The sequence below is a fragment of the Pseudonocardia sp. genome, from assembly GCF_025965585.1.
Classification (GTDB): Bacteria; Actinomycetota; Actinomycetes; order Mycobacteriales; family Pseudonocardiaceae; genus Pseudonocardia.
This window is the reverse complement of sequence record NZ_JAOPWR010000324.1, coordinates 19988-30624: the sequence shown is the minus strand read 5'-3', so window position 1 is coordinate 30624 and position 10637 is coordinate 19988. Positions and strand designations below refer to the sequence as shown.

Annotated in this window: 9 protein-coding genes and 1 pseudogene; 2 read left to right on the top strand and 8 right to left on the bottom strand. The window is 72.6% G+C overall.

Annotation, left to right across the window (positions count from 1 at the left end):
* The 3 genes from JWR81_RS19720 to JWR81_RS19710 all read right to left on the bottom strand — a co-directional run.
* Positions 1–1415: nicotinate phosphoribosyltransferase (locus JWR81_RS19720; RefSeq protein ID WP_297654737.1), on the bottom strand; the 1415-nt coding region annotated here is incomplete at its 3' end.
* Between the two features lie 449 nt (positions 1416–1864).
* On the bottom strand, positions 1865–2008 hold the full coding sequence (locus JWR81_RS19715; protein ID WP_297654734.1) for a hypothetical protein: 144 nt from the start codon (positions 2006–2008) through the stop codon (positions 1865–1867).
* Positions 2005–3054 (bottom strand): LacI family DNA-binding transcriptional regulator, encoded by a 1050-nt coding sequence (locus JWR81_RS19710; protein WP_297654731.1) that lies wholly within the window; start codon positions 3052–3054, stop codon positions 2005–2007. The genes JWR81_RS19715 and JWR81_RS19710 overlap by 4 nt, the downstream gene beginning before the upstream one ends.
* A 320-nt stretch (positions 3055–3374) precedes the next feature.
* Between JWR81_RS19710 and JWR81_RS19705 the strand changes: the two genes are divergently transcribed.
* On the top strand, positions 3375–4310 hold the full coding sequence (locus JWR81_RS19705; protein WP_297654729.1) for a nucleoside hydrolase: 936 nt from the start codon (positions 3375–3377) through the stop codon (positions 4308–4310).
* Between the two features lie 92 nt (positions 4311–4402).
* Here the strand turns inward: JWR81_RS19705 and JWR81_RS19700 are convergent, their stop codons facing one another.
* The 5 genes and pseudogenes from JWR81_RS19700 to JWR81_RS19680 all read right to left on the bottom strand — a co-directional run bounded on the left by JWR81_RS19700 (position 4403) and on the right by JWR81_RS19680 (position 8312).
* Positions 4403–5035 (bottom strand): response regulator transcription factor, encoded by a 633-nt coding sequence (locus JWR81_RS19700; protein WP_297654726.1) that lies wholly within the window; start codon positions 5033–5035, stop codon positions 4403–4405.
* Between the two features lie 58 nt (positions 5036–5093).
* Positions 5094–5262, bottom strand: a pseudogene (locus JWR81_RS19695) (response regulator transcription factor); the annotation flags it as partial.
* A gap of 179 nt (positions 5263–5441) precedes the next feature.
* On the bottom strand, positions 5442–6422 hold the full coding sequence (locus JWR81_RS19690) for a class I SAM-dependent methyltransferase (RefSeq protein WP_297654723.1): 981 nt from the start codon (positions 6420–6422) through the stop codon (positions 5442–5444).
* A gap of 96 nt (positions 6423–6518) precedes the next feature.
* On the bottom strand, positions 6519–7298 hold the full coding sequence (locus tag JWR81_RS19685; protein WP_297654721.1) for an enoyl-CoA hydratase/isomerase family protein: 780 nt from the start codon (positions 7296–7298) through the stop codon (positions 6519–6521).
* 249 nt (positions 7299–7547) lie between these two features.
* Entirely contained in the window at positions 7548–8312 is a 765-nt protein-coding gene (locus tag JWR81_RS19680) for an ABC transporter ATP-binding protein (protein WP_297654742.1), read from the bottom strand.
* An 89-nt stretch (positions 8313–8401) separates the two neighbouring features.
* On the opposite strand from JWR81_RS19680, the gene glgX reads away from it, so the two are divergent.
* Positions 8402–10420: a glycogen debranching protein GlgX gene (gene glgX / locus JWR81_RS19675; protein ID WP_297654718.1), complete on the top strand. Its 2019-nt coding sequence runs from the start codon at positions 8402–8404 to the stop codon at positions 10418–10420.
* Positions 10421–10637 lie beyond the last annotated feature (217 nt).

The following is a 10637-nucleotide window of genomic DNA, read 5'->3' as shown; positions in this document are numbered from 1 at the left end:
TTCGCGATGTGGTCGGCGTAGTAGTACTCCGGCACCTCGCGCTCGCTGGCGGCGATCAGCTCGGTGAAGTCCCACTTCTTGAGCAGCTTGCCGTTGCGGAACACCGGGACGAGCTGGTTCTCCTCGGCGGGGATCGAGTCGCGCGGAACCGTGGAGTAGTCGCCGTTCTCCAGCTTGAGCGCTAGGCGGCCGGCCTTGGACACCTTGAAGCCGGCGCCGGTCGGGCTCTTGGAGATGTCGCGCCAGGTGCCGTTGACGCACACCGCGCTGGCCTTCTGCCCGAAGTTCATGGTGTCGCGGTTCCAGTGCTGCAGCAGGCCACCGCCCATGCCGAACACGGCGTTCTCGGCCGACATCCCGCGGCGCTCGAGCTCGGCGTACACCTTGGGCAGCGAGTCGAACGTGACGCCGTCGCCCTGCACGGTGCGGATGAACGGCGGCAGGACCTTGAAGCCCTTGCTGTTGGTCTCGTAGCCGAACGCGTCCATCAGCCACTCGGTGGTGTCGGCGGTGACCTGCACGATGTCACCGGAGTCGGGGCGGATGCCCACCAGCCCGGGGAAGTTCTGGATCTTCTCCTTGAGCTGCTTGCCGATGATGTTCTTGACGCAGTTCTCGTGGTCGTAGGTGTCCGACAGCAGCAGTGCGCAGCCCTCGGGGGCGAACGTGTCGAGCATGTTCTCCAGCGCGGCCGCCTCGTTCTCCCTGCCCCAGGCGCAGAACCCGGCGTGCTCGGAGTTGGGGCCGGAGTTGGAGACCTTGCCTGCGTTGTAGAAGTGCTTGGCGGCGAGGATGCCGGGCACCGTGTCGCTCTGGTCGAAGTTCACCAGGTGGGCGAGCCCGCCCATCGCCGCGGACTGCTGCGAGCTGACGCCGCGGGCGCCGTAGTCGTGCAGCATGTTCCGCAGCAGGAACTCGTTGTCGGACGTGCGGTGCAGCGCCTCGCGGATGGCCTGCTTCGACAGCCAGCTGACGGTGCCGATCGTGGACGGGTACCAGACGGCGCGCAGCAGGGCCGTCTCGAAGAAGCTGGTGGCCCAGAAGTACTTGGGGTCGGTGTTGATGAGCTGCACCAGCACGTTGCGCGACGGCAGGACGGTGCCCTCGGCCACGGCCTCGATCTCGACGGGCAGGAAGCCGTCGTGGTCGTTGAGGATGCCCATCCAGTTCTCGCGGTTGAAGTGCATGCCCTGCTCGCGGACGACGAACTCGGCCTCGTCGATGTCCTCGAGGGTGATCGGGCGCATCAGGTTCTCGCGCAGGTAGGCCTGGAGGCCGACGAACATCGTCACCGGCCAGGGCCCGCCGCGGGACTCGATGTAGCTGGACACGTACTCCGTGCCCTTCGGGTACAGCGGGTAATGGCAGTGCTTGTAGTTGTCGGTGTTGATGATCAGGTTGTCCAGGTACCCCATGAGCGATGCCCACCCTTGTCTCGAGAGTCGTTTCGAACGGGGAGAAAGTGCGTGTGCGCGGGGCCGGCGTCACCCGTGACCCGTGGCGCAGGAACTGTGAGGTCCTCGCCTGGGACACCCTGACCCACCGACCCGCTCGCCCACCAGATCTGGAGCTGCGGAGCAACACGATTGTAACGATTCTACTGTGACTGGCAACACCCTGTCGCGCACCGTTGACGGGAGGATCCATGACGCGAGGACCAGGGCCGGGAACCGGTCCACGCGCAGTATCGATGCAGATGAGGCGCCTCCTAGCCCGCTCGGCGAACGCTCGGGCCGCACCTGCCCGGCCAGCGGTGGCAGCAGACGGGCACAGCAGAGCCGGTCCGTGGGCAGTAGCGAATAGAACGCTTTCTACTCGAGAGGTGGTCCCAACATCCGTCGGCTCCGCCCTGACGCGACGCCGGTCAGACCTCGTCCAGGGCGGCCGCGACCGCGGCGGCCGTGGTGTCCCGGACCGCGGTGGGATGCGGCGCCACATGGTCGACGACGCCGTCCGGGGCAGCGACGAGCTCTCCGTCGCTCCCGAGCATCACCACCACGGCGCTCATGCCGCGTCCACCGGCGGCGGATCCGGGGGCGGGGGCGCCACCGAGTCCCGCAGCTGCAGCGACGTGGCCAGCCGGGCCGGCGACGGGCTCTCCTGCGCGTCTTCGAGCAGGTCGAACAGCGCCGTCACCGCGCGGTAGCCCATGTCGTGCGCCGGCTGGCGGACGGTGGTGAGCCGCGGCGTGAGCAGCGCCGAGACCGGCAGGTCGTCGAAGCCGACGATGCTGACGTCCTCGGGGACCCGCAGCCCCACCGTCTTGCAGTGCTCCAGCGCGCCGATCGCCATGAGGTCGTTGGCGCACAGCAGGGCCGTCGGGCGCTCGCCCGCCGGCCCGGCGAGCGCCTGCGCCGCGAGCCGGGTGCCCGACGCCTGCCGGTAGTCCCCGACCAGCACGGGCAGCTCGTCGGGATCGAGACCGGCCCCGGCGAACGCCTCGCGATAGCCGGCGAGCCGTTGCTGCGCCGTCCACAGTGCACTCGGACCGCCGATCACGGCGACCCGCCGGTGGCCCTGGTCCAGCACATGCTTCGCGAGCTCCCGGGCACCGCGCCGCGACTCGCACACCACGGCGGGCAGGTCGAACCCGGGGATCTGCTCGTCGACGAGCACGACCGGGCCGAACCGCGACAGCTCGAGGATCGACGCCGGCAGCGAGCCCGTGCCCGACAGGTAGATCACCCCGTCGAGCCGCTGGCTGCGCAGCAGCTTGGCCTGCTTCTCCTCGGACTGGTCGGTGGCGTCGGGCACCACCAGCACGACGAGCACGTCGCGCGCCGACGCCGCCTTCTGCACACCCTCGGCGACCATCGCGAAGAACTGGTTGGTCAGCTCGGGGACCACCAGCCCGATCGTCGACGCCGAGCGGCGCTTGAGGCTGCGCGCCGACTCGTTCGGCGAGTACTCGAGCACCCGCACCGCGTCGAGCACCCGGTCGCGGCGCTCCGGTGCGACGGGCCCGGTGTCGTTGAGCACGTAGCTCACGGTGCTGATCGAGACCCGCGCGTGCTCCGCGACGTCCTTCATCGTCGGCCGCCGGCGCTGTGTCACGGGGAGGTCCTCCTGCTGCACACGTGTACTGCCCGCTCGCCGCCCACGACAGGATCGACGCCAAGAGCTGCCGGTGGTGGGACCAACCGACGAGCTCCGGTGGCGCCCGGTGCGGAGCGAGGTCGGAGGCGAACGCTACCGCACGTCCCGCCCCACCTCGCCCACGACCAGCAACGGGTCGTCGCCGGCCCGGGCCCGGTCGTCGAGCTCCAGCGGCCCGACGGCTCGACCCGCTCACCCGCGTTCCGATCGACCTGCCCGCCACCCCGCCGACCCACCGCTCGGCGCCACCCGCCTCGGGCGCCCAATAAGGTGACGCCGTGCCCACACCGCTGATCATCGACACCGACCCCGGGGTGGACGACGCCGTCGCCCTGATGCTCGCGCTGCACAGCCCCGAGGTGGAGCTGGTAGCCGTCACCGCGTCCTTCGGCAACATCGCGGTGGAGGGGACGGCCCGCAACGCGCGCCGGCTCATGGCGCTCGCCGGGCGCTCCGACGTCCCGGTGGCGGTCGGAGCCGCGCGTCCCCTGGTGCACCACAGCCCCGGATGGGCCGCGGAGTGGCACGGCGCCGACGGCCTCGGCGGACGTGGTGACGGTTTCCCGGAGCCCCCGCCCGGCGACTCCCGCACCGCCCTCGCGCTGACCGCCGAGATCCTGCGCTCGGCCGACGAGCCGGTGACGATCGCCTCGATCGGCCCGCTGACGAACACCGCGCTGCTGCTGGCCGCGCACCCCGAGCTGACCGACCGCATCGGGCGCATCGTCGTCATGGGCGGCGGCCTGTCGGGCGGGAACTTCACCGCGGCCGCCGAGTTCAACGTGATCGCCGATCCCGAGGCGGCCCAGCGGGTGTTCACCCAGGCCGAGGTGCCGGTCACGATGGTGCCGCTGGACCTGACCATGCGGGTGCTGGCCGACACCGCGTGGCTCGCCACGCTCGAGGCGGCCGGGCCGCGGAGCGCGCAGCTGCGCGGCGTCCTCGAGCTGTACCGCGAGGCGTTCCGCGAGCGCTACGACGTCGACGCCGTGGCGATCCACGACGCCGTCGCGGTGCTGGAGGCCATCGTGCCGGGCACGCTGGGCACGACCCCCATGCCGGTGCAGGTGGCGTGCGACTTCGGGCCGGCCCGGGGCGCCACGGTGCCCGACCGCCGCCGGGGCGCCGAGGGCCCCCGGGTGCACGTGGCCCTCGACGCCGACGTGGACGCCGTGCTCGCGGAGATCCTGGAGCGCGTCTCACGCCTCGGGTGAGCCCGGGAGCGTCCGCAGCCAGGCCACGAGCCGCTCCGCGTTCTCGGCGCCCCGGCCCTGGTCCACGGGTTTCCTCACCCCGCGGCAGCCCCTCACGCGAGGCCGTGCTCGATCGCGTAGCGCACCAGCGCGGCCCGGCCCCGGAGCCCCAGCTTGCCCAGCACGCGCTGGACGTGGTTCTCGACGGTGCGCGGCGAGAGCACCAGCCGGGTGGCGATCTGCCGCGCCGTCAGCCCCTCCACGACGAGCCGCAGCACGTCGGACTCGCGGTCGGTGAGCAGCGTCGCCGCGGCGGCCGGGTCGCCGTGCGCCGCGAGGACGACGTCGGCGAGACCCGCGCTGAAGACGGCCTCCCCGTCCGCCACGCGCCGCACCGACCGGACGAGCTCCGCGGCGCTCCCGGGGCGGACAAGGTAGCCCGCGGCACCGGCACGGACGGCGGCGAGCGCCTCCGCCGTCGGGGCGGCGTCGGTGCGCGCGGACACGGCGAGGACGCGGGCGTCCGGTGCCGCCGCGGTGATGGCGGCGATCGCCTCCGGGCCGCCGCCGGTATCGAGGTCCACGACCGCCACCTGCGGCTGCTGCTCGGCGACGAGCCGGGGAGCGGCGTCCGTGTCGTCGGTGCGGGCGAGCAACATCAGGCCGTCGACGGCGAGCGCCGCCGGGAGCCCGGACGCCGGCGCACACACAAGCACCACCGTCACGGCCGCTTCCACCGCGTCCACGCCTCCACCGTCCCCCTGCCGAGCCGTGATCATCCTCCCGCGGCGGTCGGCCCCCGGCCAGCCCCTTCTCGATGGCGTGGCGCACGGAAGGGGCGCGGTTGTCGAGCTGGAGCTTGCGCAGGGTGGTTCTGCACGTGGCTCTCGACGGTCCGGTGCGGGACCACGAGCGGCTCCCCGATCCGCTTCGCCGTGAGGCCCTCGGCCACCAGCCGCAGCACCTCGGTCTCACAGTTGGTCGGCGCGCCCGCCGGCACGCGGACTCGTCGAGCGTGAACACCACGACCGCCGTCGAGCTGATCAGCGTCAGCACCCGGTAGACGAGCAGGCCGCGCCACAGCCCGGCCCTCGGAAGTCGGTGACCGGGACGTCGCCGGTCCATCCGGGGCGGACCACGCCCCGGAGAGGATCAGTGGGACTCCGGGCGCTTCGTCCCCGTGATCAAGGCGTTGTAGAACCACGCGCGCGGCACCACGCGGGAGAGCACACATCGGTCGAGCCACGACAGCCGCTGCCAGCCGTGGTAGGCGAACAGCGCCCACCGCATCCCCAGCTTCCCGGGCGGCACGGCGGCCTCGAACGTGCGCACCGGCCAGCCCAGCATCGCTGCCGTGAACTCCTCGGTGACCACCCGTACGTCGGACGCGCCCGCGGCCCGTGCGATCCGGTCCAGCTCGGCGGGATCGAAGACATGGATGTCGACGACGGCCTCCAGCGCGGCCGCGCGCGAGGACTCGTCGAGCTCCGCCTGCGGCCGCCGCCACCCGGCCAGGGCCGGCAGCCTCGTCACCGTCGTGGCGGCCTTCCAGGTGAGCTGCCCGAGCTTGCGGGCGTACCGGTCGCCGATCTTCGTCGGCTCCCCGGCGAAGACGAACCGCCCGCCCGGCTTGAGGACCCGCAGGATCTCGCGGAACGCCGTGTCCAGGTCGGGGATGTGATGCAGCACGGCGTGGCCGACCACCACGTCGAACGTGTCGTCGTCGTAGGGGATCTTCTCGGCGTCGGCCACGCGGCCGTCGACGTCGAGGCCGAGGTGCTCGGCGTTGCGCAGCGCGGCCTGCACCATGCCCGGCGACAGGTCCGTCACCGAGCCGTGCTCGGCCAGCCCGGCCTGCATGAGGTTGAGCAGGAAGAAACCGGTGCCGCTGCCCAGCTCCAGCGCGCGCTCGTACGGCCAGGCGGCGTCGCCCGCCCCATGGCCGTCGACAGCTGTGCGGAAGCGGTCGGCGGCGTAGGTGATGCAGCGCTCGTCGTAGGAGATGGACCACTTGTCGTCGTAGGAGCCCGCCTCCCAGTCGTGGTAGAGCACGTTCGCGAGCTTGCGGTCGTGGCGGGCGGCCTCGACCTCCTCGGCGGTGGCGTGCGGACGGGGCGCAGGGTCCGTACTCATGGGTAGGAATTCTAGGACGCGCGGGCGTGATCGCCGCGAGATGGGCGACGGGGTCGTCCGGACGACCGGTCCGCCCACCTCGTGGCGATCATCAGCTCAACGCCCGGTGAACTGCGCCTTCCCCGGGCCGTTCTCCACGAACGAGTCCATGCCGACCTGCCGGTCCTCGGTGGCGAACAGCGCCGCGAAGAGCTCGGCCTCCAGGTCCAGGCCGGTGCGCAGGTCGACGTCGAGGCCGCCGTCGATGGCCTTCTTCGCCGCGGCCAGCGCCACGGCCGGTCCGTTGACGAACTGCTCCGCCCACCGCCGCGCGGTGGCGTAGACCTCGTCGGCCGGCACGACCTCGTCCACGAGGCCGATCGCCAGCGCCTCGTCGGCCTTCACCATCCGGCCGGTGAAGATCAGGTCCTTCGCCTTCGGCGCCCCGATGAGGCGCGTGAGCCGCTGCGTGCCGCCGCCGCCCGGGATGATGCCGAGCAGGATCTCGGGCTGGCCGAGCTTGGCGTTGTCGCCGCAGACGCGCCGGTCGCAGCCCAGCGCCACCTCCAGGCCGCCGCCCAGCGCGTAGCCGGTGATCGCCGCGACGGCGGGCTTCGGGATCGTCGAGATCGCGCCGAACCCGGCCGACAGGCGCCGCGCCACCGTGGACATGTCCGCGTAGGTCATGCCCGCCATCTCCTTGACGTCGGCGCCGGCGGCGAACACCTTCTCCCCGCCGTAGACGACCACCGCGCGCACGTCGGCCCGCTGTGCGGCCTCGGCGGAGACGGTGATCAGCTCCTCCTGCACCTGGCGGCTGATCGCGTTCATGGGCGGCCGGTCCAGCCGGATCGTCCCGACCCCGCCGTCGACCTCGAGCTTCACGAATTCGGTCACGCCGGCACCCTAACCCGGCCGCCCCATCCCGCGAGTCGGCACAGAACGGCGCGTGGGTCGACACCGATCGGCGGGCGAGTCGAGACGGATCGGTGGTCGAGCGGGCACGAGCCGGCGCCCCCAACCCCGCGAGTCGACACCGATCGGCGACCGAGCCGGCACGTCCCGGCGGCGGACCGCGGTGGTGCGCCACGCCGTGCCGACTCGCGCACCCCGTTGTGCCGACTCGTGGGGTGGGGCTCGGGTGGGTCAGCGCATCCAGGCCGTGTAGCGGCCGCGGCGGCGCTGCACCGACAGCGGGACGCCGAACGTCGCCGTCAGGTTCTCGTCGGTCAGCACGTCGTCCAGCAGCCCGGACGCGACCACGCCGCCCTCGCGCAGCAGCAGCCCGTGCGTGTAACCCGGCGGGATCTCCTCGACGTGGTGGGTCACCAGCACCGACGCCGGTGCGTCCGGGTCCATCGCGAGCCGGGCCAGCCGGCCGACGAGGTCCTCCCGGCCGCCCAGGTCGAGCCCGGCCGTCGGCTCGTCGAGCAGCAGGAGCTCGGGGTCGGTCATGAGCGCGCGGGCGATCAGCGTGCGCTTGCGCTCGCCCTCCGAGAGCGTGCCGAAGGTCCGGTGCGTGAGCCCGCGCACCCCCATCGCGTCGAGCAGGGCCTCGGCGCGATCGGTGTCGGCCGCCTCGTACCGCTCCCGCCAGCGGCCGAGCACGCCGTACCCGGCGCTCACGACGACGTCGCTGACCGTCTCGTCGCCCGGGATCCGCAGGCCCAGCGCCGCCGACGTCAGGCCGATGCGGGTGCGCAGCTCGAAGACGTTCACCCGACCCAGCCGTTCGCCCAGGATGTCCACCACGCCGGTGGTGGGGTGCAGCTCGGCCGAGGCGAGCCTCAGCAGCGTGGTCTTGCCGGCACCGTTGGGCCCGAGCACCACCCACCGTTCGTCCAGCTCGACGGCCCAGTCGACGTCGTGCAGCAACGTCGCGCCGCCGCGCCGGACCGACACGCCCTCCATCCGGACGACGAGATCGGAGAGGTCGGGGCTCGTGAACAACGACTCACGGGGTGATTCAGGAGCAGCCACGCGCTCTATCCTCGCCGATCGTGCCGGTCTTCCCGTTGGGTGCCCATGTCGACGCCGAGGGGGCCCGGTTCGCCGTGGCCTCGACCAGCGCGGACGCCGTCGAGGTCTGTCTCGTGGACGGGGTCGGCGAGCTGACCGAGCGCCGCGTCGAGCTGACCGAGCGCACGTTCGGCGTCTGGCACGGACACGTCCCCGGGGTGCGGCCCGGGCAGCGCTACGGCTACCGCGTGCACGGCCCGTACCGGCCGTGGGACGGGCTGCGCGCCAACCCCGCGAAGATCCTGGTCGACCCGTACACGCGCCGGATCACGGGGACGGTCACGAACCTGCAGGCCGCCCGCGGCTGGGTGAACGACCCGATGACCGGCACCGAGAGCACCATCGACTCGCTGGGCCACGTGCCGCTGTCGGTGGTCACCGCGCCGGACGTGCCGGCGCCCGGCGACCGGCCCGACGTCCCGTGGTCGGAGACGGTGATCACCGAGCTGCACGTCCGCGGCTACACGATGTGCCACCCCGACGTGCCGCCGGAGCATCGCGGCACCTATCTCGGGATGACCCACCCCGCGGTGCTGCAGCACCTGCGGCGCACCGGTGTCACGGCCGTCGAGCTGCTGCCCGTGACGGCGATCGCCGAGGAGCCGCCGCTGCTCGCGCGCCGCCTGCCCAACTACTGGGGCTACGCCACGCTCGGCTTCCTCGCGCCGCACGCCGGCTACGCGAGCGTCCCGGGCGCGGAGGTGGAGGAGTTCCGGGCGATGGTGGCGGCGCTGCACTCGGTGGGGATCGAGGTGATCCTCGACGTGGTGCCCAACCACACGGCCGAGGGCGGGGTCGGCGGCACCACGCTCTCCTACCGCGGCCTGGACGCCCCCGCGTACTACTCCCTCGGCGGCAACGGCCACGACGCCGACATCACCGGTACCGGCAACACCCTCGACTCGGGCTCGCCCACCGTCATCCGGCTGGTGTGCGACGCGCTGCGGCACTGGGTCACGACGTACGGCGTGGACGGGTTCCGCATCGACCTCGCAAGCGTCCTCGGCCGGCCGCGGTCGGGCGCCTTCGACCCGAACGCCCCGCTGCTCACCTCCATCGCGATCGACCCGGTGCTCTCGCGCGTCAAGCTGATCGCCGAGCCGTGGGACGCCACGGGCGAGGGCTACCGCGTCGGCGGGTTCGGCGTCGCGTGGTCGGAGTGGAACGGCCGCTACCGCGACGCGGTGCGCGACTTCTGGCGCGGCCACGGCGGCATCGGTGAGGTGGCCTCCCGCCTGACGGGCAGCTCCGACCTCTACAAGCATTCCGGACGACGGCCCTGGGCGTCGGTCAACTTCGTGACCGCCCACGACGGGTTCACCCTGCGCGACCTCGTCTCGTACAACCACAAGCACAACGAGGGCAACCTCGAGAACAACCACGACGGCACCGACGACAACCGCTCGCAGAACTTCGGCGTGGAGGGCGAGACCGACTCGCCGGTGATCGTCTCCCGCCGGCTCGCCACGGCGCGGGCCATGCTCGGCACGCTCCTGCTCTCGACCGGCACCCCGATGGTGCTGGCGGGCGACGAGCGCTGGCGCACCCAGCATGGCAACAACAACGCCTACTGCCGCGACGACGAGACGTCGTGGACCGACTGGTCGCCGGGTGGGCGCGACCGCGAGGCAGCCGGATCGATGACGGCCTTCACGGCGCGGGTGGCGGCCATCCGGCGCAGCTCCCCCGCCCTGCAGCGCGACACGTTCTACCGCGACGGCGAGGTGCTGTGGTGGCACCCCGAGGGCCGCCGCATCGGCGGCCACGACTGGCACGACGGCGACCTGCACACCCTCGGGCTGATGCGCGACGAGTGGCTGCTGCTCATGCACGCGGGTGACAACGCGATCCCGGCCACGCTGCCGCCGAACGGGCCGTTCGTGCCGGAGCTGGACAGCACCCGCCCCGACGGCGCCCCGGCGAGCTGCCGTCCCCTGCCCGGAGGCACGACGATCACCCTCCCTCCCCGCTCCCTGCTCCTCCTGCGCCGCACCCCCTGACGACCGCGGGTCGACACCGAGCGGGTCGACACCGAGCGCCCCGTCCGCGAGTCCACACGATCGGGCGGTCGGGTCGACACGATCCGGCGAGACGCGGCAGCCGGTCGTGCCGGCTCGCACACCAGAACCTGTCCGCTTGCGGAGTGCCGGCCCCGCGCGCCGCCGTTCCGCGCCGACTCGCGGGCCGTTTCGTGTCGACCCGCGCGCCTGTTCGTGC